Origin of the sequence: Serratia sp. CY71090 (genome assembly GCF_052166845.1) — a bacterium.
Classification (GTDB): Bacteria; Pseudomonadota; Gammaproteobacteria; order Enterobacterales; family Enterobacteriaceae; genus Serratia; species Serratia nematodiphila.
Genome location: NZ_JBJNOA010000001.1, coordinates 669697 through 695184, shown reverse-complemented (window position 1 = coordinate 695184; position 25488 = coordinate 669697). Strand labels below are relative to the sequence as shown.

Below are 25488 nucleotides of genomic sequence, written 5' to 3'. Positions count from 1 at the left end.
CGTTCATCACACCGGCATATTCATGATGTCCTGGTAGGCCGCCACCAGCTTGTTGCGCACCTGCACGCCCAGTTGCAAAGAGACCGACGATTTCTGCAGATCGACCATCACATCGTTCAGGCTGATGCCTGGCGCGCCCAGCTCGAAGTCCTGCGCCTGTTTGCGCGCCGTTTGCTGGGTATCGCTGATCTTGCCGAGCGCCGCGGTCAGTTCGCTGGCGAAGCTGACGCCCTGCGGCGCCGCATTCTGCCCCATCTTGCCGGCCTGAACCGCCATGATCTGCATCTGCTGCAGTACCCCTTCAATGCCCTGAATCGCCATCTGGTCCTCAATCCTCTCGTCTCGCCGGGTGACGTTTTCACCCTGCACTTCTCCAATGATGCACACCCTAGCACAGCGTTTTCGGACCTAAAGCGGTTAATTAACTGCAAAAAACCCGGCTTATCGGGCAATCGGAATTGTCTGATAAGGCGAATAATGGCCTGCCCAGAAATGGGAGCGCCGCTATTTAGAAGATATGTGTATCAGGGAGTCTGTTTTGTCACACAACGCTAACCATACCGTTCATCAGCCTGGCAGGGAGCTGCTCAGCGGCCCGTACGGGATCGTGAGCGCCATTGAAGGACGAGACCTAAAATGAGTGCTTCGATAACCGCCGGCGAAAGCCGCGACAACGGCCTGCAGGCCATCTGGAACCGTCTGCGCGCCAACCCGAAAATTCCGTTGCTGGTCGCCGCTTCCGCCGCGATCGCGATCGTCGTCGCGCTGCTGTTGTGGGTGAAAAGCCCCGACTACCGCGTGCTGTACAGCAATCTGAACGACCGCGACGGCGGCGCCATCGTCACCCAGCTGACGCAGATGAATATCCCTTACCGCTTTGCCGAGAATGGCGCGGCGCTGCTGATCCCGGCGGAAAAGGTGCATGAAACCCGCCTGCGTCTGGCGCAGCAAGGGCTGCCGAAAGGCGGCGCCGTCGGATTCGAACTGCTGGATCAGGAAAAATTCGGCATCAGCCAGTTCAGCGAGCAGATTAACTATCAGCGCGCCCTCGAGGGCGAGCTGTCGCGCACCATCGAATCGCTGGGGCCGGTGCAAAACGCCCGCGTTCACCTGGCGCTGCCTAAACCTTCGCTGTTCGTGCGCGAACAGAAATCCCCTTCCGCCTCGGTAACGCTCACCCTGCAACCCGGCCGTGCCCTGGACGACGGCCAGATCAACGCCATCGTTTATATGGTGTCGAGCAGCGTTGCCGGCCTGCCGCCGGGCAATGTGACCGTGGTCGATCAGGCCGGCCGCCTGCTGACCCAGTCCGACGGCACCGGGCGCGATCTCAACGCTTCGCAGCTGAAATACGCCAACGAAGTGGAAAACGGCTTCCAGCGCCGCATTGAAGCGATCCTGGCCCCGGTGGTCGGCAGCGCCAACGTGCGTGCGCAGGTCACGGCGCAGATCGACTTCGCCACGCGCGAGCAAACCGATGAACAGTACCAGCCGAACCAGCAGCCGGACAAAGCCGCTATCCGCTCCCAGCAAACCAGCCTGAGCGAGCAGATCGGCGGGCCGCAGGTGGGTGGCGTGCCGGGCGCGCTGTCCAACCAACCGAGCGCGCCGGCCACCGCACCGATTGAAACCGCCAAGCCGGCCACCGCGGCAGGCAACAACGCCAACGCCACCGCGCAAAACGCCGCGGCCACCCGCAGCGCGGCGGCCGGCGGCGTGCCGCAAAATACCCGACGCGACGCGACCACCAACTACGAACTCGATCGCACCATCCGCCATACCCAGCACAAAGCCGGCACCGTGCAGCGTCTGTCGGTCGCCGTGGTGGTCAACTACCTCGGCACTGATAAAGACGGCAAACCGCAGCCGATGAGCAAAGAGCAGCTGGCGCAGATCGAAGCGCTGGTGCGTGAAGCGATGGGCTACTCCAGCAGCCGCGGCGATACCCTGAACGTGGTCAATACGCCGTTTACCGACAGCCAGGTGACCGGTGGCGAACTGCCGTTCTGGCAAAGCCAGTCGTTTATCGATCGCCTGATCGACGCGGGTCGCTATCTGCTGGTGCTGCTGGTGGCCTGGCTGCTGTGGCGCAAACTGGTGCGGCCGCAGCTGCAACAGCGCCAGGCCGCGCAACAGGCCGCCCTCGCCGCCGCCAACGCCCCTGCCGCCAAAGCGGTCGACAGCAACAAACCGAGCAACGAGGAGCTGGCGCAGCGTCGCAAATCGCAGCAGCGCGTCAGCGCAGAAGTCCAGAGCCAGCGGATCCGCGATCTGGCTGACAAAGACCCGCGCGTGGTCGCTCTGGTAATCCGCCAATGGATGAGTAACGAGATATGAGCCTGACCGGAACCGACAAAAGCGCCATCTTGCTGATGACGCTGGGTGAAGATCGCGCGGCGGAGGTGTTCAAACACCTCTCCTCGCGCGAAGTACAGCTGCTGAGCGGCACCATGGCCGGCATGAGCCAGGTTTCACACAAACAGCTCGGCGAGATACTGACCGAGTTTGAAGACGACGCCGAGCAATACGCGGCGCTGAGCGTCAACGCCAGCGACTACCTGCGCTCGGTGCTGGTCAAGGCGCTGGGCGAAGAGCGCGCCGCCAGCCTGCTGGAAGACATTCTCGAATCGCGCGAGACCACCACCGGCATGGAAACGCTCAACTTTATGGAGCCGCAGAGCGCCGCCGATCTGATCCGCGACGAACACCCGCAGATCATCGCCACCATTCTGGTGCACCTCAAACGCGGCCAGGCGGCAGACATCCTGGCCCTGTTCGACGAACGCCTGCGCAACGACGTGATGCTGCGTATCGCCACCTTCGGCGGCGTGCAGCCGGCGGCGTTGGCGGAGCTGACCGAAGTGCTGAACAACCTGCTCGACGGCCAGAACCTCAAGCGCAGCAAAATGGGCGGGGTGCGCACCGCCGCCGAGATCATCAACCTGATGAAAACCCAGCAGGAAGAAGCGGTCATCGACGCGATGCGCGAATACGACGGCGAGCTGGCGCAGAAGATCATCGACGAGATGTTCCTGTTCGAAAACCTGGTGGAAGTCGACGATCGCAGCATCCAACGCCTGCTGCAGGAAGTGGAAGGCGAGTCGCTGCTGATCGCGTTGAAAGGCGCCGAACAGCCGCTGCGCGAGAAGTTCCTCAAGAACATGTCGCAACGCGCCGCCGACATCCTGCGCGACGACCTGGCCAACCGTGGGCCGGTGCGCATGTCGCAGGTGGAGAACGAGCAGAAAGCCATCCTGCTGGTGGTAAGACGCCTGGCGGAAACCGGCGAAATGATCATCGGCGGCGGCGAGGACACCTATGTCTGATCGCATTAACACCCTGCCCTGGCAGCCCTGGTCGCTCAACGATTTGGGCGAACAGAAACCGGTTCTCGACCTGCCGCCATTGCCGGAGCTCGAACTTGACGATCCGTCGCCGGACGCGCAGGCCGAATTGCAGCAGCAGCTGGCGACGCTGCGCCTGCAGGCGGAGCAACAGGGCCAGCAACTGGGCTATGCCGACGGCCAGCAGAAAGGTTACGAGGCCGGTTTTCAGTCCGGTCTGGAGGAAGGCCGCCAGCAGGGGCTGCTGGAAGCGCAGCAGCAGCAACAGCCGCTGACCGCTCACTGGCAGCAGTTGGTCACCGAATTCCAGCACACGCTGGACGCGCTCGACAGCGTGATCGCGTCACGGTTGATGCAGTTGGCGTTGACCGCCGCCAAACAGGTGCTGGGCCAGCCGCCGGTGTGCGACGGCACCGCCCTGCTCGCGCAGATCCAACAGCTGATTCAGCAGGAGCCGATGTTCAACAGCAAGCCGCAGCTGCGGGTCCACCCGGACGACTACCCACGCGTCGAGCAGCAGTTGGGGGTTACCCTCAGCCTGCACGGCTGGCGCCTGCTGGCGGACGGCGAACTGCATCCGGGCGGCTGCAAGGTCAGCGCCGAGGAAGGCGATCTCGACGCCAGCCTGGCGACGCGCTGGCATGAACTGTGCCGCCTGGCGGCACCGGGAGAAGTCTGATGACCGCGCGTCTCGGCCGCTGGCTGAGTTCTCTGGATACGCTGGAAAAACGCATCGCCCGCGCGCCGACGGTGCGCCGCTACGGTCGCCTGACCCGCGCCACCGGGCTGGTGCTGGAGGCCACCGGCCTGCAGCTGCCGCTCGGGGCGACCTGCCTCATCGAACGGCACGACGCCGGTGAAGTGCAGGAAGTGGAAAGCGAAGTGGTGGGCTTCAACGGCCAGCGGCTGTTCCTGATGCCGCTGGAAGAAGTGGAAGGCATCGTGCCGGGCGCGCGGGTTTACGCCCGCATCGCGCCGGAAGGCCAAAGCGCCGGCAAACAGCTGCCGCTCGGCCCGGCCCTGCTGGGGCGCGTGTTGGACGGCAGCGCCAAACCGCTCGACGGCCTGCCTTCGCCGGAAACCGGTTACCGCGCGCCGCTGATCACCGCGCCGTTCAACCCCTTGCAGCGCACGCCGATCGAGCAGGTGCTGGACGTGGGGGTGCGCACCATCAACGGCCTGCTGACCGTCGGTCGCGGCCAGCGCATGGGCCTGTTCGCCGGCTCCGGCGTCGGTAAGAGCGTGTTGCTCGGCATGATGGCCCGTTATACCCAGGCGGACGTGATCGTCGTTGGCCTGATCGGCGAGCGCGGCCGAGAGGTCAAAGACTTTATCGAGAACATTCTCGGTGCCGAAGGCCGCGCGCGCTCGGTAGTGATCGCCGCTCCGGCGGACGTGTCGCCGCTGCTGCGCATGCAGGGAGCGGCCTACGCCACCCGCATCGCCGAAGATTTTCGCGATCGCGGGCAGCACGTGTTGCTGATCATGGACTCCCTTACCCGCTACGCCATGGCGCAGCGTGAGATCGCCCTGGCCATCGGCGAGCCGCCGGCGACCAAAGGCTATCCGCCTTCGGTCTTCGCCAAGCTGCCCGCCCTGGTGGAACGCGCGGGCAACGGCATCAGCGGCGGCGGCTCCATCACCGCTTTCTACACCGTGTTGACCGAGGGGGACGATCAGCAAGACCCGATCGCCGACTCGGCGCGCGCCATCCTTGATGGTCACGTGGTGCTGTCGCGGCGGCTGGCGGAGGCCGGCCACTACCCGGCTATCGACATCGAAGCGTCAATCAGTCGCGCCATGACGTCGCTGATCGACGAAGAGCATTATCGCCGGGTTCGCACCTTCAAACAGATGCTGGCCAGCTATCAGCGCAACCGCGATCTGATCAGCGTCGGCGCCTACGCGGCGGGCAGCGATCCATTGCTGGACAAAGCGATGACGCTGTACCCGCAGATGGAAGCCTACCTGCAGCAGGGTATCTTCGAACGCAGCGGCTATGATGAAGCCTGTCAACAGCTGCAGCAGTTGATTGTTTAACGTCACCAGAGGCGCACAGCGATGAAATCACAATCCCCCCTGATTACCCTGCGCGATCTGGCGCAGGATGCGGTGGAGCAAGCCGCGCAACAGCTGGGCCAGGTCCGGCAGGCGCAGCAGGCGGCGGAGCAACAGCTGTCGATGCTGCTCAACTATCAGGACGAATACCGCCAGAAGCTGAATCATACGCTCTGCGACGGCATGGACAGCTCACGCTGGCAAAACTACCAGCAGTTTATCGGCACGCTGGAGCAGGCCATCGACCAGCACCGCCAGCAGCTGCTGCAGTGGGGGCAGAAAGTGGATCACGCGGTGAAGCAATGGCAAGACAAACAACAGCGGCTGAACGCTTTCGACACCCTGCATACCCGCGCAATGAACGCGGAGCAGCAGCAGGAGAACAAACGGGATCAAAAATTGATGGATGAATTCGCTCAACGCAGCGCACAAAGGAATATCAACCCATGAATCTGAACGCCCTGCCCGGCCTGGCCTTACCCGGCGACGCCGGCGGTCTGACCGAACTGACCTCGGCGCTGGACGAAAGCCAGCTGTCGTCCGCTTTTGCCCAGCTGCTCGGCGCGCGTTTCGCGCCCGCCGCCGATGGCAAACCTCAGCCGGCCACGCTGAGCGCGGACGATGAACGCGCCCCGGCCTTGAGCCGCAACCAGCTCAATCAGCTGCTGGCCACCTTCGGCGAGCGCGGCGGCCTGTTGCCGAACCTGTCAGCCTCAGCCGACGCGCCTTCTTCTGAAGCCGTTGAAGGCGATGCGCCCGCCGCCGGCGATAAACCGGCGCAGCCGCCGATCGTCGCCGCCAAAGAGCTGGATGCCGCGACGCTGCAGGCGCTGTACGCCATGCTGCCGGCCGCGATCGTCGCTCAGGCGCAATCGGCCGAAGGTCAACAGTCGCTGCCGATGGAAAACGCTGACGAGGCGACTGCGCTGCAGCCCGGCAACGGCCTGCTGAACATCGTGGCGGCCGGTGATAACACCGCCGCGCGTTCGTCGGCGGCCCCCGCTCCGGCGGTGACGGGCGCGAAAACGCCGGCTACCGATGGCGACAACGCTGCCGCAGCGCTCCCGCAGCCGACCGGCGGTGAACGCGCAAACGCCGCACAGCCGCTGCCGGCGAGCGATGCGCAGCAGCAACCGACGCTCAATCACGCTGTCGCCCTGGCCGCCGCCAGCCCGACGCAAACGGCCGCCCCGGCCAGCGCGCTGGTAAGTGCACCGCCTACGCCGCAGCTCAACGCGCAGTTGGGCAGCCCGGAATGGCAGCAGGCGTTGAACCAGCAGGTGCTGATGTTCCACCGCAACGGCCAGCAGAGCGCCGAACTGCGCCTGCACCCGCAGGAGCTGGGCGCCTTGCAGATCACGCTGAAACTGGACGACCAGCAGGCGCAGCTGCACATCGCCTCTGCGCACGGCCAGGTGCGTGCGGCGGTGGAAGCGGCGATGCCGCAGCTGCGGCACGCGCTGGCGGAGAGCGGTATCAACCTGGGGCAGAGCAGCGTGGGCGGCGAGTCCACCCCGCAATGGCAACAGGCGCAGCAGCAGGCCTCCAACGGCCAGGGGCGTTCCAGCTATGCTGAACACTCTGGCGGCGAGGCGGCGGTCGCCGACGGCGTCAGCGCGCCAGTGGCGTTGCAGCGCATGGCCAGCGCGGTCAACGGCGTCGATATTTTCGCCTGAGCCGCCGCAAACGCCCAAGCTGGCACCCATTTGCGCGTCTATTCAGGCTATTGCACGCCACAATAGACGCGATAATACCTTTACATGTCATGCGTGCGGCTTTGCCGCGCGCTATGCCCGCCGCCTCACAGGCCGCGGGTGGAACAACAGGAATTAGATTTGGCTATGTCTCAGAACTCCCTTCCGGCAGCACCGAAACGCCCCCTTCTGGTCATCCTGCTGGTGTTGATCAGCGTCGTCGCCTGTGGCGCCGCGGGTTACAGCTGGTGGCTGCTGCAACAGCATAAAAACGGCGCCGAACCGGCCGCCGTCAAAGAACAACCGCCGGCGGCGCCGGTGTTCATGCCGCTCGACACCTTTACCGTCAACCTGGTGACGCCGGACAACAACCCGGATCGCGTGCTGTACATCGGCCTCACGCTGCGTCTGCCGGACGAAAGTACCCGCCGCCAGCTGAACGATTTTCTGCCGGAAGTGCGCAGCCGTCTGCTGATGCTGCTCTCCCGTCAGGAAGCGAGCCAGCTGGCCAATGAACAAGGGAAGCAACAGTTGGTGGCGCAGATTAAGGACGTGCTCAGCCCGCCGCTGGTTAAGGGACAACCGAAGCAGGTGGTCAGCGACGTGCTGTTCACCGCCTTCATACTGCGGTAATCACTATGGGCGATAGCATTCTTTCACAGGCAGAGATCGACGCCTTGCTCAACGGCGACAGCGCGGGTGATGAACCCGAGGCGGTGGTCGGCAAAGAGAGCGAGGTCAAGCCTTACGATCCGAACACCCAGCGCCGCGTGGTGCGCGAGCGCCTGCACGCGCTGGAAATCATCAACGAACGTTTTGCCCGGCAGTTCCGGATGGGATTGTTCAACCTGCTGCGCCGCAGCCCGGACATTACCGTCGGCCCGATCAAAATCCAGCCGTATCACGAGTTCGCTCGCAACCTGCCGGTGCCGACCAACCTGAACCTGGTGCATCTGAATCCGCTGCGCGGCACCGCCCTGTTCGTGTTCGCGCCGAGCCTGGTGTTCATCGCCGTCGATAACCTGTTCGGCGGCGACGGCCGCTTCCCGACCAAGGTCGAAGGCCGCGAATTCACCCCGACCGAACAACGGGTGATCAAGCGCATGCTGCGCCTGGCGCTGGACGCCTACGGCGACGCCTGGAGCGCCATCTACAAGATCGACGTAGAGTACGTGCGCGCTGAAATGCAGGTGAAGTTCACCAACATCACCACCTCGCCGAACGACATCGTGGTCACCACGCCGTTCCAGGTGGAGATCGGCGCGCTGACCGGCGAGTTCAACATCTGCATTCCGTTCGCGATGATTGAGCCGCTGCGCGAGCTGTTGACCAACCCGCCGCTGGAAAATTCGCGGCAGGAAGACAGCCACTGGCGCGAAACCCTGGTGAAGCAGGTGCAGCATTCCGAACTGGAGCTGATCGCCAACTTCGTCGATATCCCGATGCGGCTGTCGAAAGTCCTGAAGCTGCAACCGGGCGATGTATTACCGATAGACAAGCCGGAACGCCTGATCGCCCATGTGGACGGCGTACCGGTTCTGACCAGCCAATACGGCACGTTGAACGGGCAATACGCCCTGCGTGTTGAACATTTGATTAACCCTATTTTGAATGCTCTGAGTGAGGAACAGCCCAATGAGTGATCCTAAGCAACCGTCTGGCGAAGGAAAGGAATCCGTAGACGATCTGTGGGCTGATGCGTTTAACGAGCAGCAGTCTTCAGAGAAATCCGGCGCGAGCACCGAAGGGGTGTTCAAGTCGCTGGAAGCTCAGGATGCGCTCGGCAGCCTGCAGGATATCGACCTGATCCTGGATATTCCGGTCAAGCTGACCGTGGAACTGGGGCGCACCAAGATGACCATCAAAGAGCTGCTGCGCCTGTCGCAAGGCTCGGTGGTGGCGCTGGACGGCCTGGCCGGCGAACCGCTGGATATCCTGATCAACGGTTACCTGATCGCACAAGGTGAAGTGGTGGTGGTGGCCGACAAGTTCGGCGTGCGCATCACCGACATCATCACCCCATCCGAACGCATGCGTCGACTGAGCCGCTGATGACCGCCGCGGCGCCCGTTACCGTGCAAAGCACCCAACACCCCGCCGCGCCGGCCCTGCCGGCCGGTTCGGTGTTGATGCAGGTCAGCAGCGCGCTCGGCGGCATTCTGCTGCTGATCCTGCTGGCCGGTTGGCTGTTCCGTCGGCTGGGGTTCGCCCCACAGGCGCGCAACAACAAACTGCTTAACCTGCGCGCCAGTTGCCAGGTCGGGCAGCGTGAGCGCGTGGTGGTGGTGGAAATCGACGACACCTTGCTGGTATTGGGCGTCACCGCCCAGCAGATCACCCCGCTGCACACCCTGCCCGCCCCGCCGAAAGACGAAGGCGAGACCAACGCGGCGACACCGGCGGACTTCCGCCAACTGATGCAAAAAGTTCTGAAACGCCCGGAAAAATCGGCATGACCTCGACTCTTCATACCCTCGTCCGCCGTCCGGCGGTTTGGCTCCCTGCCGCCCTGCTGCTGATCAGCCCGGCGGCTTTTGCACAACTGCCGGGGCTGATCAGCCAGCCGCTGGCCAACGGCGGCCAAAGCTGGTCGCTGCCGGTGCAGACGCTGGTGCTGTTGACCTCGCTGACCTTCCTGCCCGCCATGCTGCTGATGATGACCAGCTTCACCCGCATCATCATCGTGCTCGGGCTGCTGCGCAATGCGCTGGGCACGCCGTCGGCGCCGCCGAACCAGGTGATGCTGGGGCTGGCGCTGTTCCTGACCTTCTTCATCATGTCGCCGGTGTTCGACAAGGTCTATCAGGACGCCTACCTGCCGTTCAGCCAGGACAAGATCGGACTGGAGGTCGCGCTGGATAAAGGCGCGCAGCCGCTGCGCGAGTTCATGCTGCGCCAAACGCGCGAAACCGATCTCGCGCTGTACGCCAGACTGGCCAATCAGCCGCCGCTGGCCGGCCCGGAAGCGGTGCCGATGCGCATCCTGCTGCCCGCCTACGTCACCAGCGAACTGAAAACCGCCTTCCAGATCGGCTTTACGGTGTTCATTCCGTTCCTGATTATCGACCTGGTGGTTGCCAGCGTATTGATGGCGCTGGGGATGATGATGGTGCCGCCGGCCACCATCTCGCTGCCGTTCAAGCTGATGCTGTTCGTGCTGGTCGATGGCTGGCAGCTGCTGCTCGGCTCGCTGGCGCAGAGCTTCTATTCGTAACCCCTGACCGGAGAAAGCGAGATGACACCTGAATCGGTTATGGCGCTCGGCACCGAGGCGATGAAAGTGGCGCTGGCGCTGGCCGCCCCGCTGCTGCTGGCGGCGCTCATCAGCGGCCTGGTGGTCAGCCTGCTGCAGGCCGCCACCCAGATCAACGAAATGACGCTGTCGTTCATCCCCAAAATTCTGGCGGTGGTGGCCACCATCATCATCGCCGGCCCCTGGATGCTGAACCTGTTGCTGGACTACATGCGCACCCTGTTCAGCAATCTGCCTACCCTGATCGGCTGACCGTGCTCACTTTCGACAGCGCCCAACTCACCGTCTGGCTCAGCCACTATTTTTGGCCGCTGCTGCGCATTCTGGCGCTGATCAGCACCGCGCCGATATTCAGCGAAAAGCAAATCAGCAAAAAGGTCAAAATCGGCCTTGGCGGGCTGATCGTCATCCTGATTGCGCCGACGCTGCCCGCCAGCAATATCCCCATCTTCTCCGCCGCCGGCCTGTGGCTGGCGATTCAGCAGATTCTGATCGGCGTGGCGCTGGGGTTAACCATGCAGTTCGCCTTCGCGGCGGTGCGCCTGGCGGGCGAAGTGATCGGCATGCAGATGGGCCTGTCGTTCGCCACCTTCTTCGATCCCAGCGGCGGCCCGAACATGCCGGTGCTGGCGCGCCTGCTCAACCTGCTGGCGATGTTGCTGTTCCTCAGCTTCGACGGCCATCTGTGGCTGATTTCGCTGCTGGCGGACAGCTTCCACACCCTGCCTGTCCAAACGCAGCCGCTGAACGGCAACGGTTTCCTGGTGCTGACTCAGGTCGGCTCGCTGATCTTCATCAACGGCATGATGCTGGCGCTGCCGCTGATCTGCCTGCTGTTGACGCTCAACATGGCGCTCGGCCTGCTCAACCGCATGACGCCGCAGCTGTCGGTGTTCGTGATCGGCTTCCCGGTCACCATGACCTTCGGCATCATGACGCTGGGCATGATGATGCCGATGCTGGCGCCGTTCTGCGAACACCTGTTCGGCGAAGTGTTCGATCGATTGGCGGCGGTGATCGGCGGCATGACCTTCTGATCCCCTGTGCGGCCCCTTCCTTCCCCCCTCTTCCGCCTGAGACAAAATGGCAATAAAAACGTTTTCTTGGGACAAAAGCCTGAGAAACGGCTTTTATCCGGATTAAGGTTCAAATGTCTCCGGCGGCTTGAATAAATAAAACCCCGACCTAGAATAGACCCGGTAACAAAAATATCGCCACAGCGCGTGAGTCTCCGCAGCGATAATATACAACCATTGATTAGAGAAAAATAAAATAACGCAGCCACGCAGAGTTAAATGCGCGGCAGATTCCTTGCATCTTAAATAAATGCGTCCGGCGCCCGCCGGCTGCAGGGAGCAGCATCGATCTTTGCTAACCATAGGAGCGACATCATGATTAAAGCGAAAAGCAACCGCAAAGCACGCCGGTTATTCGGTTTGACCCACTGGAAAAGCAACAAGTTTAGAGTTTCCTTCACCGAGACCAGCGATGGCGGAAAATGGAAAGTGGTGAAGAAAAAGAAATAATCACGCAAGACCTGTAGCAAAATTCCGGGTTGCGCCCCTATCCGGCTTCTGCAACGTCATTCGACGCGGCGCCGCATCGGCAGCCCGGGACCCACACTCATCACTCGCCGGCAAACCGTGCCGGTGTACTTTATTCTTAGGAAGGGAATAACGCGCCACATCACCCTGGCTGCTGCGTTAAATTTAAAAATAATGTATTAATGATTTAATTTACTCACACCCCTTATTTATTCACTGACAAGAAAAATCGATTTCCCACCTTATTCCCCCAGCGTTATATTGAAAACAACCTTGCTACCAGTACGCGGTAAGCCTCACTAAAATATAAACGGTGTAAATATGAAGATAAAGTTTCAGCTGAGTGATTTATTCATCAGCGGCATCGCCCTTTTGATCATGAGCACTATTTTAAACACACTGGGTTTTTCCTGGGGTTTATTTGCTCTGCCGCCTGGCGTCGATAGTTTTGTCATCATCCCGTTTACCTTATTTGGCTCATTGAAGTTGGCCGAGTGCGTCTATACGCCAATACGGTGGCTGTTCAATGAGAGCCGCAAGCCTCAAATCGAAAACAACGTCCCTAAAAATAACGCCAAGTCGCGTTAACAGGAGATCGACCTATGCTGAGAGAACTGACCAGAGAAGAAATGCAACGGATGGGCGGCGCCGGCGACGGCAATAACGGCGGCGATAGGGATCGCGGCGTGCCTTTCCGCTAAGGCTTAAGGTGAATGGGAACACGCAGACAAAAAAAGGCGCGTCGCTCAGTCAGTAGTGGGAGAACGAACGACGCGCCAAACGAGTGCGCCCGGTTTCAAGAAGCCTCCCTCCCCGCGGGGCGGAGAGGGCATTTTCTAAGCGCACTAAAGGGAAACCCGTCGCGGTCAGGCAACGGGGTATTGCTCTTAACGATTCATCTGGAACAACGACATGCCCTGCATATCGCTAAAGGTTTTATACGACGCCTGCAGCGCCGCCTGCTGCATGAAATAAGACGAGATAGACTCGGCCAGGTCGGCATCCGTCAGCGCGCTCATCTGGATCTGGTTGGTCATGTCACGCTCTTTGCCGATGCTGTCCAGTTGATCCATCTCCTGCAGCTGGCTGCCCAGCTCGGCGCGCACGCTCAGCACGTTGTTGTAGGAGTTGTCCAGGCCGCGGTTGGCTTTCGCCAGCGCATCGTTCACCTGCTGCTTGGTGGCCTCGTCGGCGCCCTGCAGCGGGATTTTCAGCGCATTCAACGCGATGTCGATGCTCTCGAAAATGTTGCTGACCGGCGCGCTGCCGTCCGGCTCTGGCTTCGGGTTGCTGGTCAACGACATGAACACCGCGTTGCCGGTATGGCCGATGGTCATGGTGCGGTTGGCGTCCACTTTCTGCTCTACCGTCTTGTCGCCCCCCTGATAGCTGACGGTGCCGCCGTTGTCGACAAACGGCGCCTTGTCGTTCACGTATCCGCCGAACATATAGCGACCGTTGCCATCGGTGCTGTTGGCCTGGTTCAGCAGCTGATCTTTCAGCCCCTGCAGCTGGGTGGCCAACGACTGGCGGTCGTTATCGCTTTCGGTGCCGCCGGCGTTGACGATCAGCGCCTTCATGTCCGCGATGGTGGAGGTCGCTCCGGCCAAGACCGTTTCTTCCATCGACACGTTCTGACGAGCGAAGGTGCGCGCCAGCGTGTACTGGCTGTTTTCCGCCTGCGATTGCGACAACATCACCGCGCGCGACGCCGCCAGCGGATCGTCGGACGGGTTGATCACCCGCTTGCCCGAGGAAAGCTGCTCGGCCGCCTTCATGAACAGCGACTGGTTGCCTGTGATGCCGTTCATGTTCTGTTGGTACATCATGCTGGTGCTCATGCGCATGCTGTGGGTTCCTTACTCTGAGCGACCGGCGCCGTTATCGGCGCCGATTAACAATGAAATCAACGAATATTCAGCAGCGCGTCGAACAGCGAGCTGGCGGTCTGAATCACCTGCGCGTTGGCCATGTAGTACTGCTGGAAACGCAGCAGCTCGCCATACTCTTCGTCAAGGTTGACGCCGGACATCGACTGCTGTTGCGCGCCCAGCTGCGTGACGATCTTGGCCTGCGAGGTGGCGATAGCCTTGGCGGCAGCGGTCTGGTTGCCGACGCCGCTGACGATGCCGGCGTAAGCGCCGCTCAGGGTCGCCTTGCCGTCCACCAGGTTTTTGGTTTGCAGATCCAGCAGCTTCTTGGCGTTTTCGTTATCGCCGCGGCCGCTGTCGTCTTTACCGGCGGCGGCGATCTTGGACGAATCGGTGATGGCCACTTTCAGATTGCCCGCCACGTCGCTGACCGGCTTCACGGTGAAGCTGTCTTTGGCCTGCGCATTGCCGTCGATGCTCACTTCCAACCCGTCGAAGTTCAGCGTCGGCTTGCCGTCGGCGCTGGTGCCCGGCGTCGCGTTGACTTTCACGTTGTCCGGCAGGCGGCTCACCTGCCAGCTGCTGCCGTCGAACTCGACGCGATAATCGTTGGCCTTCACCTTGCCGGTATCGGTGTAAGAGACCGACAGCGACGCGTCGCCGGTGTTGCGGGTGTTATCCACCACCCGGCCGCCGCTGAAGCTGAAGAAGTCGCCGCCCGCATCGCCGTTCAGATCGAAGCCGGCGCGATGCTGCTGGTTAAAGCTGTCCGCCATCGCCAGCGCCAACTGGCCCAGTTGATTGCGCACGCCGTCCAGCGTTTCGCTGCGGAATTTCAGCACACCGCTCAGCGTGCCGCTGGTGATCTGGCCTTCCGGCACTTCGCTGGCGCCGTTGCCGCGGTTATAGCCGATGGTCAGACGGGAAGGATCGCTGCTGGAAGGCACGGCTTCCACCTGATAGGTGTTGCTGCCCTGCACCAGGGTCAAGCCGTTGGCGAAGGAGACGGTATAGGCGTCGCCGTCCTGTTGCGTGACCTGTACGCCCACCAGCTGATTCAATTCGGTGACCAGTTGATCGCGCTGATCCAGCAACGCATTCGGCTCGCCGGCGGCGCTGCCGCGCAAACGGGTGATCTCGTCGTTCAGCTTGGCGATCTGTTGGCCGTAGCTGTTGATCTGCTGCGCCGTATCGCTGATCTGTTGATTAACGCCGTTATCCATGTCGCGCAGGAATTTATCGGTGTTGTTGAACTGGTTCACCAGGCCGTTGGCCTTGCCCAGCACCGTCTGGCGCGCGGCGTCGTCACCGGCGTTGCTCACCAGGTTCTGCAGGTTGGTGAAGAAGTCCTGCATGTTGGTCGACAGCGGGTTGGTCTTGCTCGCCAACAGGTTGTCGATCTGTGAAATCTTCTCGTAATAGGCATTTTGCGCCCCGAACGCGCTTTGTGCGCCGCGCAGCTGGTTGGTGATGAACTGGTTGTACTCGCGGTTGACGCTGGTGACGGTCACGCCGTTGCCGATAAAGCCGCTCATGGTGGCCATGCCGCCGTTCTGCGCCAGGATCGCGGTCTGGCGGTTGTAGCCCGCCACGTTGTAGTTGGAGATGTTGTTGCTGACGGTACTGAGCGCCACCTGAGCCGCATTCAGCCCGCTCATCGCGGTATTGATTAAGCTATTGGACATCGGAATTCCTTATGCTGCGGCGCCGGCGGCCCACAGGGTTCTTAATTGAGCTGCTGAGCCTGTTCGCTCAGCCTGTTTCGGTTATCGGCAAAAATGAGAAGAACTTGAGGAAAAAAAGCGGCAATGTGGTCAGCATCCAGCCAGCCTCCATTGCCGCCTATCCCCTAAATAATTGGCGCCGCTGCGGCGTCAAGAATGACGGGGATTTAGAACAAGTCTTTCAGATCGTGGGTGTAAGCTTTCACCGCCTGCTCCCCCGCGCTCTTCATCTGCTGAATCACGCTGACCAACTTGCTGGCGTACTGGGGATCGGTGGCATAGCCGGCGCGCTGCAGCGCATGCGCCGCCTGTTCCGGGCTGCGCGCGGCGGCCACGTCGGCGTAGCGCGGGTTGTTGGTCAGCAGTTTGACGTAATCGGCGATCGCTTCGACGTACGAGCCGTAGACGCGGAACTTCGCCTTCACCTTCTTCGCCGCGCCCTGTTCGAACTCGGTGGTGGTGATCTCCGTCACCGGCCCGTTCCAGCTGCCGCCGGCCTTGATGCCGAACAGGTTGTAGCTCGGCGTGCCGTCTGAGGTCGGGATCTCGCGCTGCCCCCAGCCGGACTCCAGCGCCGCCTGCGCGACGATCAGCTGATGCGGAATGCCGCTCTGCTGGCTGGCGACCTTCGCCGGTATCGACAGGCGGGCGACGAAGTTGCCGTTGTTGAGCGACAGCGGCGCGGCGGCCGGCGGCGCTTTCGGCATCGCGCGGCGCACCATCTGCTCCAGCGCCTGGTTCGGCAGCGTTTGCAGCACCTCGTTGTCCAGCGCCATCGGCGACAGGCCCGCGGTTTCACTCGGCACCGCGTTGGCGTTGCTCATCTGCTTGACCATCATGTCGGCCAGCCCCAGCCCTTTTTGCGACATCTGCTGGGCGATTTGCTGATCGTACATCGAGGTATAGAGCCGCGTTTGATCGCTGCTCAACACCCCGTCCTGCGGCAAGGCGGAACGCATGCTTTTCAGCATCATCTGCACGAACATGCTTTCCACCTGCTGGGCCACCTGCTTGAGGTTGCCCTGCGGGTCGGCCGCCGCGTCGCGCTTCAGGCCGTTCAGCGCCTGGGCGTCATAGGCCGCGCCCGACATCGCCATCAGATCGCCGGCCATCAGATGATTTCCAGCTTGGCGCGCAGGCAGCCGGCGCTCTGCATCGCCTGCAGGATCGACATCAGATCGATCGGCGTGGCACCCAGCGCGTTCAGCGCGCGGATCACATTGTTCAGGTTGGCGCTGGCATTCACCTTCTGCAGCGATCCGCCCTGCTGTTGCACCGAGATCTGGGTGTTAGGCGTCACCACCGTCTGGCCGCCGCCGAACGGCGTCGTCGGTTGGCTGACGGTGTTCTGCCGATCGACCACCACCGACAGGTTGCCCTGGGCGACGGCGCAGGAATCGAGGATCACATCGCGGTTCATCACCACCGACCCGGTGCGCGAGTTGATGATCACCTTGGCGTCCATCGCGCCGACGTTGACGGTGATGTTTTGAATCTCCGCCAGGAAGCGCACCTGAGAGCTGTTGCCCTGCGGCACCAGCACCTGAATGGTGCGGGCGTCGAGCGGCGTCGCGGTGCCGCCGCCGCGTTGGCGGTTGATGGCGTCGCTGATCTGCTGCGCCAGCGTGAAATCTTCGTCGTTCAGCTGCAGGTTAAGCACCCCGCCGCTGCCGAAGGTGGTCGGCAGCTCGCGTTCGATGGTGGCGCCGTTGCTGATGCGCCCGCCCGCCAACTGGTTGACCTGCACGCTGCTGCCGCCGGCCGCCGCGCCCGCGCCGCCCACCAGCACGTTGCCCTGCGCCAGCGCATAAACCTGGTTATCCACGCCTTTGAGCGGCGTCATCAGCAGGGTGCCGCCACGCAGGCTCTTGGCGTTGCCCATCGAAGAAACCACCACGTCGATATTCTGCCCGGCGCGCGAGAACGGCGGCAGTTTGGCGGTCACCATCACCGCCGCCACGTTTTTCAGCTGCATGTTGGTGCCCGGCGGCACGGTGATGCCCAGCTGCGACAGCATGTTGCTCAGGCTTTGGGTGGTGAACGGCGTCTGCATGGTCTGGTCGCCGGAGCCGTCCAACCCCACCACCAGGCCGTAGCCGATCAGGGCGTTGTCTCGCACGCCCTGCACCGTCACCAGATCGCGGATGCGCTCCGCCGCCGCCGGCAAGCACACCAGCCCGACGCACAGCGCGATAAACCATTTTTTCAGCATCAGTCAATCCTTAGAACGGTGAAACATTTAAGAAGAAGCGCTGCAGCCAGCCCATGGTCTGCGCTTCGTTGATATAGCCATTGCCGACGTATTCGATACGCGCGTCCGCCACCTGCGTCGAGGTCACCGAGTTGTTGCCGCTGATGGTGCGCGGGTTGACGACGCCGGAGAAGCGGATAAATTCGGTGCCCTGGTTGATGGCGATCTGCTTTTCCCCCACCACGTGCAGGTTGCCGTTGGCCAGTACCTGGTTGACCGTCACCGTAATGGTGCCGTTGAAGGTGTTGTTGGCGTTGGCGCCGCCCTTGCCGCCGAAGGTGCTGTCGCCGGAAATGTCCATATCGGCGCGCGCATTGCCCAACAGGCCGTCGAGGTAACGCGGCGAGGTGGCGACGCCGAACTTGCTGGCGCCGTTGCGGCTGGCGTTGGCGGAGGAGCTCTTGCTGGCGCTGACGTTTTCCTGCAGCACGATGGTCAGGGTGTCGCCGACGTTGCGCGGACGGCGGTCTTCGAACAGCGGCTGATAGCCGTAGTTCATCGGCTGCACCGTCTGGAAGATTGAGCCGTTCGGCATCGGCGCGCTGGCCGGCGCGGGCTGCGCCGTGGTCGCGCCGTCCACCAGCGGTTTGTGCGGGATATAAGCGCAGCCGCTCAGCGTCAGCATCACCATTCCCGCCAGCCAGCGTTGTCCCTGCCGCGGCAGGATTGCCATCGAATATGTGGTTACCACGGGTATCGCCTTTGTTTCACGAAAGAGAATGACGGGCGCGGCAAGCCGGGCCCGTCAATGACAGATTACAGTTGCGTCAGCTTTTGCAGCATCTGATCGGAAGTCGATACCGCTTTGCTGTTGATCTCGTAAGCGCGCTGAGTCTGGATCATGTTGACCAGCTCTTCCGCCACGTTAACGTTGGAGGTTTCCACGTAGCCCTGATACAGCAGACCGGCGCCGTTCAGCCCCGGCGTGCTCTCGTTCGGCGCGCCCGAGCTTTCGGTTTCCTGATACAGATTCTCGCCCACGCTCTCCAGACCGCTGTCGTTGACAAAGGTCGTCAGCGTCAGTTGGCCCACCTGCTGAGCGGCGGTCTGCCCCTGCTGGGTGACGCTGACGATGCCGTCGCGGCCGACGGTGATGGACAGCGCGTTCGCCGGAATGGTGATCGCCGGCTGCACCTGGAAACCGCTGGAGGTGACCAGCTGGCCGTTCTGATCGATCTGGAACGACCCGTCGCGGGTGTAGGCCTGGGTGCCGTCCGGCAGCATCACCTGGAAGAAACCCTGCCCCTTGATGGCGACGTCTTTGCTGTTGTTGGTCTGCGACAGGTTGCCCTGGCTGTGCAGGCGCTCGGTCGCCACCGGACGCACGCCGGTGCCGATCTGCAGACCGGAAGGCAGCGTAGTCTGCTCGGAAGACTGCGCGCCCGGCTGACGCATGGTCTGGTACAGCAGATCTTCAAATACCGCACGCTGACGCTTGAAGCCGTTGGTGCTGACGTTCGCCAGGTTGTTGGCGATCACGTCCATGTTGGTCTGCTGCGCGTCCAGACCGGTTTTGGCAATCCATAAGGATGGAATCATCGGTTATTTCCTTGCTGCTTAGCTCACTGAGAGCAGTGAGTTGGCACGCTGTTCGTTTTCATCCACGCTGTGGATGACCTTCATTTGCATTTCAAAACGGCGGGCGTTGGCGATCATGTCGACCATGGTCTCCATCGGTTTGACGTTGCTGCCCTCCAGCACGCCCGGCATCACTCGCACCTGCGGATCGTTTTGCAACTGATTGCCGCGCTGCTGTTGGGTTTCCGGCGTCAGGCGGAATAGCCCGTCGTCACCGCGCATCACTTCGCGCGCATCGGCCTTCACCAGCTTCAGGCGGCCAATCTGCGCGATGGTGTTCGGCGGATCGCCGGCGTTAAGCGCCGAAATGGTGCCGTCGGCCGCGATGGTGATCTCCGCCGACGGCGGCACCTCGATCGGCCCGCCGTCGCCCATCAGCGGCATCCCCTGCACCGTCAACTGCCCGGTGGAGGAAATCTGAATGTTGCCGTTGCGGGTGTAAGCTTCACCGCCGCCCGGCAGGCTCACCGCCAAAAAACCATCCTGCTGCAGCGCCACGTCCAGCGGGCGCGCCGTGTAGTTCAGCGCGCCCTGGCTCATGTCGGCGCCCGGCGTCGAGGCAGTCACCAAGGTGCGTGTCGCCAGGCTCGGACCGTCGACCGGCACCGCGCGCAACGCGGCAAGCTGGGCGCGAAAGCCCGGCGTCGACGCATTGGCCAGGTTGTTGGCGGTAATGGATTGCTGTTCCAGCGTTTGGCGCGCCGCGCCCATCGCGGTATAAATCGCGTGATCCATAACTCGGCCCTATTAGCGCAGGCTAACCAGCGTCTGCAGGATGGAGTCCTGCGTCTTGATGGTCTGGGCGTTGGACTGGTAGTTACGCTGTGCGACGATCATGTTCACCAGCTCCTGGCTCAGATCGACGTTGGATGACTCCAGCGCGCCGCTGGTCAGCTTGCCGAAGCCGCCGCCGCCCGACAGACCAACGCGTGGCTGGCCGGACGCGCCGGTTTCCTGCCAAACGTTATCGCCCTGCGACGCCAGCCCTTCCGGGTTGGAGAAGTTGGCCATGACGATCTGGCCCAGCACCTGAGTCTGCTGGTTGGAGTAGATCCCAACAACGGTGCCGTCGTTGTTAATTTGGAAGTTGGTGTATTCACCGGCGGCATAGCCGTCCTGCGCCACCTTGCTCACCGAGTCGCTGCCTACGTTCTGCTGCATGCTGCCGGCGAAGCTCAGGGTGAAGTTTTGCGCCGGCGCGCCGTCTTTGGCGGCCATCGGGATCACCATGCTGAACTCGCCTGGCGCGCCGTTGGTGCTGGTGGTTTTCACCAGATTGCCGCTGGTACTGAACTCCATGGTGCCGGCATCAACCGGCGCCGCGCTGCCGTCCTGGGTATAGACCTGCCACTTGTTGTCCGCTGTCTTCACGAAGTAGGCGTTGATGTTGTGCGCGTTGCCCAGCGAGTCGTAGGCGGTGATGGTGTTGACGTAGTTGTAGCTGTCCTGTTTGGTCGGATCGAAGGTCTTGTTCTCCGGCACTTTATGGGTGGACTTCAGGTTGGCCACCATCTCGCCGGAGGTGGACGCCTTGGCGTTCATCATGCCTTCAGGAATACTCAGCGGCACCGGGTTGGCGCCCTGCTGGATGGTCGGCGGGGAACCGGCCGCCGGGTAGCCGGTCAGCTGCAGGCCCTGCATGTTGGTCAGGTTGCGGTTCTCGTCCAGTTTGAACTGGCCGTTGCGGGTATAGAAGATGCCGCCGTCTTTATCCTGCATGCGGAAAAAACCGTTGCCGTTGATGGCCACATCCAGCGCGCGGCTGGTGCCGGTGGTGGTGCCGCCCTTGAAGTTTTGGGTGATGCCGGACACTTTGACGCCCAGCCCGACCTGCGAACCGGCGAACATGTCGGCAAAGGAGACGCTGCCGGATTTGAAGCCCGCGGTCGCGGAGTTGGCGATGTTGTTACCGATCACGTCCAGGTTGGTTGCTGCCGCGTTCAAGCCGCTGACTGCCTGAGAAAAGGCCATGTTATTCTCCGAATAGTGGTCAGGCTATCGTCCGATTGAGCCTGATGCTTAGGGTTATAAGATCTGTCGCACGTCTTCCAGGGTGGCGTTGCCCGCCAGGCCGAGATCCAGCTTGGCGCCGTTGCCGTCGCGGATCACGCCGTTCACCAGCCCGAAGTGCAGGCTGCGCGCCACCAGCTGCTCGCCGTTGCCTTTGGCGTTAATCGCCACTTTGTAGGCGCCGTCGGGCGCGGTGGAGCCGTCATCCAGCGAGCCGTCCCAGGTGAAGGCGTGCACGCCGGCGGTCAGGCCGCCAATTTCAATGGTGCGCACCACCTGCCCGCTGGCGTTGGTGATGGTGGCGGTCACCTGATCGGCGGCGCGCTCCAGTTCCACGCCGAACGGCGTGGTGCTGACCTTGCCGTCCTTGCTGCCGACCAGAATGTTGTTGCCCGGCACCATCACGCCGTGACCGATCAGCGCGGTGGCCTGCAGCGACTGGTTGCTGTTGATCTGGCCGGAGATCGACCCCAGCGTGGTGTTAAGCTTTTCGATACCCTGAACGGTGTTGATCTGCGCCAGCTGCGACGTCAGCTCGTTGTTCTGCATCGGATTGGTCGGATCCTGGTTTTTCAACTGCGCGACCAGCAGCGTCAGGAAGCTGTTGTGCAGATCCTGGCTGTTGGTATTTTTGCCATTGGCGCCGAGGACGGTATCGTCCAGCGACGGCTTGGTCGTCGGGGAGACTGACATGGAATATCTCCGGTTATTGACCCAGCGTCAGGGTCTTCATCATCATCGACTTGGTGGTGTTGAGCACCTCGACGTTGGCCTGGTAGCTGCGGGAAGCAGAGATGGTGTTGACCATTTCCCCCACCACGTCGACGTTCGGCATGCGCACATACCCCTTGGCGTCCGCCAGCGGGTTGCCCGGCTGATACACCAGGCGCTCGGGCGCCGGATCGTCCACCACCTGGGCGACGCGCACGCCGCCGGTCGGTTGCCCCGGCGCCGCCGCGACCTGGAACACCACCTGCTTGGCGCGGTAAGGTTCGCCGTCCGGGCCGGTCACGCTGTCGGCGTTGGCCATGTTGCTGGCGCTGACGTTCATGCGCTGGGATTGCGCCGATAACGCCGAGCCGGAGATATCAAAAATATTCAGTAAAGACATGCGCCTTATCCTTGTTGCAGCACGGACATCATCCCTTTGATCTGACCGTTGAGCAGCGTCAGGTCGGTCTGATATTTCAGGCTGTTATCGGCAAAATTGGTGCGTTCGCGATCCATGTCCACCGTGTTACCGTCCATCGACGGCTGGTCCGGCACCCGGTACAACAGATCGAGCTGCGGCGGCTGCAGGGTCTGCGCCGGGATGTGGCGCGCCGCCGTCAGGTTGAGCGCCATGCCGTTGCCGCTGACGCGCCCCTGTTCCAGCACTTTGTTCAATTGGCTGGCGAAATCGATATCCCGCGCCTGATAACCCGGCGTGTCTGCGTTGGCGATGTTGGCGGCCAGAATTTCCTGCCGCTGGGCGCGCAAGTTCAGCGCCTCTTGGCCAAAGCGCAGAGCCGCGTCCAGTTTGTCGAGCATGCTCCCTCCGCGAGGTTAGAATTTGGAGTCGACAGCATAAACGCCCCCTGCGCCACCCTATCGCGGGAATAAACGCAAAATGGGGCGCTATTTATCTGCTTAGCCTGCGCGCGCTGCGGGTACACTTACGCGTATCCCGATGAAGCTTGAGAAGATGACGATGAAAGGTAAAATGCTGCTGCTTATCGGCCTGCTATGCAGTCTGAACGCGCGCGCCGACGATCTGGCGACGCAAATCGAAAGCTTCATCCAAGGCAAGTTCAGCGGCGAACCGGTACAGGTAAAAGTGCGGGTGCGCACGCCGCCGAACCAATGGCCCGCTTGCGAACTGCCGCAGCTGTCGCTGTCGCCCAACGCGCGGATCGGCGGCAACGTCAGCATTTCGGCGCGCTGTGGCCAGGAGAGGCGTTTTATCCAGACGCAGGTGCAGGTGTTCGGCCGCTATCTCGTTTCGGCGCGCGGCATCAGCGCCGGCAGCCGGTTGACGGCGGCGGATCTGGCGTTGAAAGAAGGCCGGCTCGATACCCTGCCGCCGCGCGCGCTGACCGAAGCGGGTAAAGCGCTAGGCGCCGTCAGCCTGCGCAACATCAGCCCCGGTCAGCCGCTGACCCTCGCCATGCTGCGCCGCGCCTGGATTATCAAGGCTGGGCAACCGGTGCAGGTCAACGCCCAGGGCGAAGGATTCAGCATCAGCGGTGCAGGTAAAGCGATGAACAACGCCGCCGCCGAAGACAGCGTGCGGGTACGCATGGCCTCCGGGCAGATCGTCAGCGGCGTGGTCGGGGACGACGGCGCGATCCGCATTACGTTATAAAAAAGTAAAGGTTCCGCCAACCTTGCCGATAAGACAAATCAAGCAGCATTTTATTGGCCACCAGGGCCGCAACACTTTCATTGCAGCGTCGTCGCCCGCGAGCGGTCACGGCGTAAACGGAGATGGACCATGAGTATCGATCGCACCCAGCGGTTACAGCCGGTTTCCACTGTGCAACCGCGTGAAACCCCGGCCGACAACCCGCTCCAACCGCGCAAGGCCGCCGTGGCCGAAACCGCCGTCAGCGGCACGCAGGTCAAACTGAGCGAGGCGCAGGCGCGCCTGATGCAGCCTGGCACCCAGGATATCGATATGGGTCGGGTCGAGGCCATCAAACAGGCGATCCGCAACGGTGAACTGAAGATGGACGCCGGCAAAATCGCCGATGCGCTGCTGCAAGACGCGCAGAGCGATGTTCAATGGATCGCCGGACGCGACTGACAGCGCGCGGCGAGTAGCGGTAAAGGATAAGTCATTACTATGGAAAAGCTGGCACAACTGCTGGATAAACTGTTGGAAACGCTGCAGGCGCTCAATGGCGTGCTGGAGGAAGAGCACGACTTGCTGTGCTCCGGCCAGTTGCCGGGCGTGGCCTTGCAGCGCGTCACCGATGCAAAAAGCCAACTGCTGGCGACGGTCGCTTATCTCGAACAACAGCGCCTGGGGCAGGAAAAAACCTGCGGACAACGCGCCCCCTATGCCAGCCAAGCGCCCCTGGCCGATCGTTGGCAGCGCGTTCAATTGCTGAGCCAAACGCTGCGCGAAAAGAACCAGCACAACGGCCTGTTGCTCAATCAGCAGATCGACCATAACGCTCAGGCGCTGGCCATCCTCAGCAAAAACAACAAATCGCTGTATGGCCCGGACGGCCAGTCGCACGCCGGCAGCCTGCTCGGCAGAAAAATCGGCGTTTGACCTGACTCATTTGCCCGGTGAGCCTATCACCGGGCATGCGTTCACCGGCTTCTGCGCATCCCGTCGCATTTTCTCCCTATCACCTCCTGAATTCCCTTAACGTTATGCGCGAGGCTGCGCAGAACGGATATTTACCTGTTCCCTATCACTGCCTGTTTCGTCATCTTAGCTCGGTCGTTAAACATCTTGATCTGTACCCATTAAGGGTATATTTTCACACGGAGAGTGAATGACCGACATTTATCTCACAAAAGCCTTCCAGACATTTGCCGGCGATGAACGCATCAGTGATGCCACGATAGTGAAAGCGGCGCGAGAGATGCAAAATCAGCTGTATGACGCCAATCTCGGTGGTTGCGTTTACAAAAAACGCCTCGCCCGGATGGGGAGTGGGAAACGGCGCGGGTATCGGGTATTAATCGCAACGGCAGATGAAGGCAGGATTTTTTTCATGTATGGCTTTGCCAAAAACGAAAGAGACAACATCAATCAGGAGGAGTTAATTTCCTGGCGGCATTTGGCGGCGCTGTATCTGGATTATTCACCATTCAGACTGTATCAGCTGGTCAACTGCGGGGAATTAATAAGGTTACAACTATGAGCAAGATGCTGAAATCGATCCACCAGGAAGTTCAGGGCCTGCACCGCGCCGGTTTCGTCGACGACGTGACCATGCGCACTTTCGACATGCTGTGCCTGCGGCCGGTGAAGCAGTTCGGGCCGGCCGAGATCCGCGCGTTGCGCGAACGGGAAAACGTCAGTCAGCCGGTGTTTGCGCTGTATCTCAACGTCAGCAAAAAGGCGGTGCAGAAATGGGAGCGCGGCGAAGCGCAACCGAACTCCGCCGCGATGAAACTGCTGACGCTGGTGGAACGCAACGGCCTGCAAATTCTGGCCTGATG

Annotated in this window: 32 protein-coding genes; 20 read left to right on the top strand and 12 right to left on the bottom strand. The window is 61.8% G+C overall.

From position 1 onward, the window contains the following. Nucleotides 1-6 precede the first annotated feature (6 nt). Complete coding sequence (gene fliE, locus ACJ8OK_RS03270) at nt 7-321, bottom strand: flagellar hook-basal body complex protein FliE (RefSeq protein ID WP_082996680.1); 315 nt, start codon at nt 319-321, stop codon at nt 7-9. 315 nt (nt 322-636) lie between these two features. Here fliE and fliF point away from each other — a divergent pair, with 315 nt between their 5' ends. The 15 genes from fliF (at nt 637) to ACJ8OK_RS03195 (ending at nt 12481) form a co-directional block, all read left to right on the top strand. After that, nucleotides 637-2337 (top strand): flagellar basal-body MS-ring/collar protein FliF, encoded by a 1701-nt coding sequence (gene fliF, locus ACJ8OK_RS03265; protein ID WP_048323986.1) that lies wholly within the window; start codon nt 637-639, stop codon nt 2335-2337. Further along, nucleotides 2334-3326, top strand: coding sequence for a flagellar motor switch protein FliG (gene fliG / locus ACJ8OK_RS03260; RefSeq protein ID WP_004934775.1), 993 nt, complete (start codon nt 2334-2336; stop codon nt 3324-3326). Before fliF ends, fliG begins: the two co-directional genes overlap by 4 nt. Beyond that, the gene (gene fliH / locus ACJ8OK_RS03255) at nt 3319-4023 is read left to right on the top strand and encodes a flagellar assembly protein FliH (RefSeq protein WP_442530385.1); all 705 of its coding nucleotides are present in this window, start codon (nt 3319-3321) and stop codon (nt 4021-4023) included. The genes fliG and fliH overlap by 8 nt, the downstream gene beginning before the upstream one ends. After that, the gene (gene fliI / locus ACJ8OK_RS03250) at nt 4023-5384 is read left to right on the top strand and encodes a flagellar protein export ATPase FliI (RefSeq protein ID WP_004934781.1); all 1362 of its coding nucleotides are present in this window, start codon (nt 4023-4025) and stop codon (nt 5382-5384) included. The genes fliH and fliI overlap by 1 nt, the downstream gene beginning before the upstream one ends. A gap of 21 nt (nt 5385-5405) precedes the next feature. Next, nucleotides 5406-5852 carry a flagellar export protein FliJ gene (gene fliJ, locus ACJ8OK_RS03245; protein WP_033632758.1) on the top strand — a complete coding sequence of 149 codons (447 nt, stop codon included), beginning with the start codon at nt 5406-5408 and terminating at the stop codon, nt 5850-5852. Next, entirely contained in the window at nt 5849-7078 is a 1230-nt protein-coding gene (locus tag ACJ8OK_RS03240) for a flagellar hook-length control protein FliK (protein ID WP_060559814.1), read from the top strand. Before fliJ ends, ACJ8OK_RS03240 begins: the two co-directional genes overlap by 4 nt. Before the next feature lie 165 nt (nt 7079-7243). Further along, complete coding sequence (gene fliL / locus ACJ8OK_RS03235) at nt 7244-7729, top strand: flagellar basal body-associated protein FliL (RefSeq protein ID WP_015378245.1); 486 nt, start codon at nt 7244-7246, stop codon at nt 7727-7729. A gap of 5 nt (nt 7730-7734) precedes the next feature. Then, nucleotides 7735-8739, top strand: coding sequence for a flagellar motor switch protein FliM (gene fliM, locus ACJ8OK_RS03230; protein WP_004934798.1), 1005 nt, complete (start codon nt 7735-7737; stop codon nt 8737-8739). Continuing rightward, nucleotides 8732-9148, top strand: coding sequence for a flagellar motor switch protein FliN (fliN, locus tag ACJ8OK_RS03225; RefSeq protein ID WP_004934799.1), 417 nt, complete (start codon nt 8732-8734; stop codon nt 9146-9148). Before fliM ends, fliN begins: the two co-directional genes overlap by 8 nt. After that, nucleotides 9148-9552, top strand: a complete 405-nt coding sequence (gene fliO / locus ACJ8OK_RS03220) for a flagellar biosynthetic protein FliO (protein WP_082996678.1) — start codon at nt 9148-9150, stop codon at nt 9550-9552. The genes fliN and fliO overlap by 1 nt, the downstream gene beginning before the upstream one ends. Beyond that, nucleotides 9549-10310, top strand: a complete 762-nt coding sequence (fliP, locus tag ACJ8OK_RS03215) for a flagellar type III secretion system pore protein FliP (RefSeq protein ID WP_004934802.1) — start codon at nt 9549-9551, stop codon at nt 10308-10310. The genes fliO and fliP overlap by 4 nt, the downstream gene beginning before the upstream one ends. A gap of 21 nt (nt 10311-10331) precedes the next feature. Beyond that, nucleotides 10332-10601 (top strand): flagellar biosynthesis protein FliQ, encoded by a 270-nt coding sequence (gene fliQ / locus ACJ8OK_RS03210; protein ID WP_004934803.1) that lies wholly within the window; start codon nt 10332-10334, stop codon nt 10599-10601. Nucleotides 10602-10603: 2 nt separating this feature from the next. After that, complete coding sequence (gene fliR, locus ACJ8OK_RS03205) at nt 10604-11386, top strand: flagellar biosynthetic protein FliR (RefSeq protein ID WP_021504085.1); 783 nt, start codon at nt 10604-10606, stop codon at nt 11384-11386. A 354-nt stretch (nt 11387-11740) separates the two neighbouring features. After that, entirely contained in the window at nt 11741-11875 is a 135-nt protein-coding gene (gene sra, locus ACJ8OK_RS03200) for a stationary-phase-induced ribosome-associated protein (RefSeq protein WP_013813483.1), read from the top strand. Nucleotides 11876-12214: 339 nt separating this feature from the next. Continuing rightward, nucleotides 12215-12481, top strand: coding sequence for a hypothetical protein (locus ACJ8OK_RS03195; protein ID WP_060559815.1), 267 nt, complete (start codon nt 12215-12217; stop codon nt 12479-12481). A 299-nt stretch (nt 12482-12780) separates the two neighbouring features. Here ACJ8OK_RS03195 and flgL read toward each other — a convergent pair whose 3' ends face one another. The 11 genes from flgL to flgB all read right to left on the bottom strand — a co-directional run bounded on the left by flgL (nt 12781) and on the right by flgB (nt 22857). Further along, nucleotides 12781-13740: a flagellar hook-associated protein FlgL gene (gene flgL / locus ACJ8OK_RS03190; protein ID WP_060559816.1), complete on the bottom strand. Its 960-nt coding sequence runs from the start codon at nt 13738-13740 to the stop codon at nt 12781-12783. Between the two features lie 59 nt (nt 13741-13799). After that, the gene (flgK, locus tag ACJ8OK_RS03185) at nt 13800-15449 is read right to left on the bottom strand and encodes a flagellar hook-associated protein FlgK (RefSeq protein WP_015378251.1); all 1650 of its coding nucleotides are present in this window, start codon (nt 15447-15449) and stop codon (nt 13800-13802) included. A gap of 206 nt (nt 15450-15655) precedes the next feature. Next, the gene (flgJ, locus tag ACJ8OK_RS03180; protein WP_060559817.1) at nt 15656-16600 is read right to left on the bottom strand and encodes a flagellar assembly peptidoglycan hydrolase FlgJ; all 945 of its coding nucleotides are present in this window, start codon (nt 16598-16600) and stop codon (nt 15656-15658) included. Further along, nucleotides 16600-17700 (bottom strand): flagellar basal body P-ring protein FlgI, encoded by a 1101-nt coding sequence (locus ACJ8OK_RS03175; RefSeq protein WP_004934816.1) that lies wholly within the window; start codon nt 17698-17700, stop codon nt 16600-16602. Before ACJ8OK_RS03175 ends, flgJ begins: the two co-directional genes overlap by 1 nt. A gap of 10 nt (nt 17701-17710) precedes the next feature. Continuing rightward, nucleotides 17711-18412, bottom strand: a complete 702-nt coding sequence (gene flgH / locus ACJ8OK_RS03170) for a flagellar basal body L-ring protein FlgH (protein ID WP_004934817.1) — start codon at nt 18410-18412, stop codon at nt 17711-17713. 83 nt (nt 18413-18495) lie between these two features. After that, a complete protein-coding gene (gene flgG / locus ACJ8OK_RS03165; protein ID WP_004934819.1) occupies nt 18496-19278 on the bottom strand; it encodes a flagellar basal-body rod protein FlgG in 783 nt (260 codons plus the stop codon). A gap of 18 nt (nt 19279-19296) precedes the next feature. Further along, nucleotides 19297-20052, bottom strand: a complete 756-nt coding sequence (locus tag ACJ8OK_RS03160; protein WP_033632747.1) for a flagellar basal body rod protein FlgF — start codon at nt 20050-20052, stop codon at nt 19297-19299. A gap of 12 nt (nt 20053-20064) precedes the next feature. After that, entirely contained in the window at nt 20065-21288 is a 1224-nt protein-coding gene (gene flgE, locus ACJ8OK_RS03155; protein ID WP_033632746.1) for a flagellar hook protein FlgE, read from the bottom strand. Nucleotides 21289-21342: 54 nt separating this feature from the next. Continuing rightward, nucleotides 21343-22020: a flagellar hook assembly protein FlgD gene (flgD, locus tag ACJ8OK_RS03150; RefSeq protein ID WP_033632745.1), complete on the bottom strand. Its 678-nt coding sequence runs from the start codon at nt 22018-22020 to the stop codon at nt 21343-21345. A gap of 13 nt (nt 22021-22033) precedes the next feature. After that, complete coding sequence (gene flgC / locus ACJ8OK_RS03145) at nt 22034-22438, bottom strand: flagellar basal body rod protein FlgC (protein ID WP_004934826.1); 405 nt, start codon at nt 22436-22438, stop codon at nt 22034-22036. A 5-nt stretch (nt 22439-22443) separates the two neighbouring features. Then, a complete protein-coding gene (gene flgB / locus ACJ8OK_RS03140) occupies nt 22444-22857 on the bottom strand; it encodes a flagellar basal body rod protein FlgB (protein ID WP_033632744.1) in 414 nt (137 codons plus the stop codon). Nucleotides 22858-23017: 160 nt separating this feature from the next. Between flgB and flgA the strand changes: the two genes are divergently transcribed. From flgA to ACJ8OK_RS03115, 5 genes are all read left to right on the top strand, one after another. Continuing rightward, nucleotides 23018-23671, top strand: a complete 654-nt coding sequence (gene flgA / locus ACJ8OK_RS03135) for a flagellar basal body P-ring formation chaperone FlgA (RefSeq protein WP_033633637.1) — start codon at nt 23018-23020, stop codon at nt 23669-23671. Between the two features lie 129 nt (nt 23672-23800). After that, the gene (flgM, locus tag ACJ8OK_RS03130; protein ID WP_004934832.1) at nt 23801-24112 is read left to right on the top strand and encodes a flagellar biosynthesis anti-sigma factor FlgM; all 312 of its coding nucleotides are present in this window, start codon (nt 23801-23803) and stop codon (nt 24110-24112) included. Nucleotides 24113-24151: 39 nt separating this feature from the next. Next, complete coding sequence (locus ACJ8OK_RS03125) at nt 24152-24586, top strand: flagella synthesis protein FlgN (RefSeq protein WP_004934835.1); 435 nt, start codon at nt 24152-24154, stop codon at nt 24584-24586. 229 nt (nt 24587-24815) lie between these two features. Continuing rightward, complete coding sequence (locus tag ACJ8OK_RS03120; protein ID WP_048324006.1) at nt 24816-25187, top strand: type II toxin-antitoxin system RelE/ParE family toxin; 372 nt, start codon at nt 24816-24818, stop codon at nt 25185-25187. Beyond that, a complete protein-coding gene (locus ACJ8OK_RS03115) occupies nt 25184-25486 on the top strand; it encodes a helix-turn-helix domain-containing protein (RefSeq protein WP_033632742.1) in 303 nt (100 codons plus the stop codon). Before ACJ8OK_RS03120 ends, ACJ8OK_RS03115 begins: the two co-directional genes overlap by 4 nt. Nucleotides 25487-25488 lie beyond the last annotated feature (2 nt).

Bases quoted from the DNA above. Each gene is read 5' to 3' on its own strand.
- fliE (WP_082996680.1), bottom strand. From the start codon at position 321: ATGGCGATTCAGGGCATTGAAGGGGTACTGCAGCAGATGCAGATCATG.
- fliF (WP_048323986.1), top strand. From the start codon at position 637: ATGAGTGCTTCGATAACCGCCGGCGAAAGCCGCGACAACGGCCTGCAG.
- fliG (WP_004934775.1), top strand. From the start codon at position 2,334: ATGAGCCTGACCGGAACCGACAAAAGCGCCATCTTGCTGATGACGCTG.
- fliH (WP_442530385.1), top strand. From the start codon at position 3,319: ATGTCTGATCGCATTAACACCCTGCCCTGGCAGCCCTGGTCGCTCAAC.
- fliI (WP_004934781.1), top strand. From the start codon at position 4,023: ATGACCGCGCGTCTCGGCCGCTGGCTGAGTTCTCTGGATACGCTGGAA.
- fliJ (WP_033632758.1), top strand. From the start codon at position 5,406: ATGAAATCACAATCCCCCCTGATTACCCTGCGCGATCTGGCGCAGGAT.
- ACJ8OK_RS03240 (WP_060559814.1), top strand. From the start codon at position 5,849: ATGAATCTGAACGCCCTGCCCGGCCTGGCCTTACCCGGCGACGCCGGC.
- fliL (WP_015378245.1), top strand. From the start codon at position 7,244: ATGTCTCAGAACTCCCTTCCGGCAGCACCGAAACGCCCCCTTCTGGTC.
- fliM (WP_004934798.1), top strand. From the start codon at position 7,735: ATGGGCGATAGCATTCTTTCACAGGCAGAGATCGACGCCTTGCTCAAC.
- fliN (WP_004934799.1), top strand. From the start codon at position 8,732: ATGAGTGATCCTAAGCAACCGTCTGGCGAAGGAAAGGAATCCGTAGAC.
- fliO (WP_082996678.1), top strand. From the start codon at position 9,148: ATGACCGCCGCGGCGCCCGTTACCGTGCAAAGCACCCAACACCCCGCC.
- fliP (WP_004934802.1), top strand. From the start codon at position 9,549: ATGACCTCGACTCTTCATACCCTCGTCCGCCGTCCGGCGGTTTGGCTC.
- fliQ (WP_004934803.1), top strand. From the start codon at position 10,332: ATGACACCTGAATCGGTTATGGCGCTCGGCACCGAGGCGATGAAAGTG.
- sra (WP_013813483.1), top strand. From the start codon at position 11,741: ATGATTAAAGCGAAAAGCAACCGCAAAGCACGCCGGTTATTCGGTTTG.
- ACJ8OK_RS03195 (WP_060559815.1), top strand. From the start codon at position 12,215: ATGAAGATAAAGTTTCAGCTGAGTGATTTATTCATCAGCGGCATCGCC.
- flgL (WP_060559816.1), bottom strand. From the start codon at position 13,740: ATGCGCATGAGCACCAGCATGATGTACCAACAGAACATGAACGGCATC.
- flgK (WP_015378251.1), bottom strand. From the start codon at position 15,449: ATGTCCAATAGCTTAATCAATACCGCGATGAGCGGGCTGAATGCGGCT.
- flgJ (WP_060559817.1), bottom strand. From the start codon at position 16,600: ATGGCCGGCGATCTGATGGCGATGTCGGGCGCGGCCTATGACGCCCAG.
- ACJ8OK_RS03175 (WP_004934816.1), bottom strand. From the start codon at position 17,700: ATGCTGAAAAAATGGTTTATCGCGCTGTGCGTCGGGCTGGTGTGCTTG.
- flgH (WP_004934817.1), bottom strand. From the start codon at position 18,412: ATGGCAATCCTGCCGCGGCAGGGACAACGCTGGCTGGCGGGAATGGTG.
- flgG (WP_004934819.1), bottom strand. From the start codon at position 19,278: ATGATTCCATCCTTATGGATTGCCAAAACCGGTCTGGACGCGCAGCAG.
- ACJ8OK_RS03160 (WP_033632747.1), bottom strand. From the start codon at position 20,052: ATGGATCACGCGATTTATACCGCGATGGGCGCGGCGCGCCAAACGCTG.
- flgE (WP_033632746.1), bottom strand. From the start codon at position 21,288: ATGGCCTTTTCTCAGGCAGTCAGCGGCTTGAACGCGGCAGCAACCAAC.
- flgD (WP_033632745.1), bottom strand. From the start codon at position 22,020: ATGTCAGTCTCCCCGACGACCAAGCCGTCGCTGGACGATACCGTCCTC.
- flgC (WP_004934826.1), bottom strand. From the start codon at position 22,438: ATGTCTTTACTGAATATTTTTGATATCTCCGGCTCGGCGTTATCGGCG.
- flgB (WP_033632744.1), bottom strand. From the start codon at position 22,857: ATGCTCGACAAACTGGACGCGGCTCTGCGCTTTGGCCAAGAGGCGCTG.
- flgA (WP_033633637.1), top strand. From the start codon at position 23,018: ATGAAAGGTAAAATGCTGCTGCTTATCGGCCTGCTATGCAGTCTGAAC.
- flgM (WP_004934832.1), top strand. From the start codon at position 23,801: ATGAGTATCGATCGCACCCAGCGGTTACAGCCGGTTTCCACTGTGCAA.
- ACJ8OK_RS03125 (WP_004934835.1), top strand. From the start codon at position 24,152: ATGGAAAAGCTGGCACAACTGCTGGATAAACTGTTGGAAACGCTGCAG.
- ACJ8OK_RS03120 (WP_048324006.1), top strand. From the start codon at position 24,816: ATGACCGACATTTATCTCACAAAAGCCTTCCAGACATTTGCCGGCGAT.
- ACJ8OK_RS03115 (WP_033632742.1), top strand. From the start codon at position 25,184: ATGAGCAAGATGCTGAAATCGATCCACCAGGAAGTTCAGGGCCTGCAC.